Source organism: Oceanospirillum sediminis (assembly GCF_014164585.1).
Taxonomy (GTDB): Bacteria; Pseudomonadota; Gammaproteobacteria; order Pseudomonadales; family Halomonadaceae; genus Oceanospirillum; species Oceanospirillum sediminis.
The window spans coordinates 1-435 of the sequence record NZ_JACJFM010000147.1 but is presented as its reverse complement, the minus strand read 5'-3'; the positions used below and the strand labels follow the sequence as shown (position 1 = coordinate 435).

Here is a 435-nt window from a genome sequence, read left to right as displayed (position 1 = left end):
GTGGGTGATGGTCTTAACCGTCCATCCATCGTATGGGATATCAATACGCCTGGATTTATCGTCCTTCTTTGGATATCCTTTTGTGATAATTAACCTTTCGTACTTCCTTCCAATCTGTCCGCTATCTTTAAAGTTAATAAGGCGCTTCTTCCAGTAGTCATTAAAAAGGCGATACTCTTCCGTTTTCTCTCCGCGAATCATGGCATCGAAGTATTCACCTTTGACGGCAAGTTGCAGGTTAGCCATATAATTACCTCATTTAATCATCAATTTTGAAATATCAACATAACCAATACAAAATCTGTGCCAGTAATCATCAAGCACGTGGTAATTAGATCGAATCCATACTTTGTTAATACCACTCCAGAAAAACCACGTCGAATAACCATACGGTCTGAAATGCCATGAACCTTCTGAGCGGCAAAGTTCGCCTGA

The 435-nt window shown here is 40.2% G+C and carries 1 protein-coding gene; it reads right to left on the bottom strand.

Going from position 1 to position 435, the window contains the following annotated elements:
- Nucleotides 1–246 (bottom strand): ASCH domain-containing protein (locus H4O21_RS24295; protein ID WP_182812470.1); only part of this gene is annotated, 246 nt, incomplete at its 3' end.
- Nucleotides 247–435 lie beyond the last annotated feature (189 nt).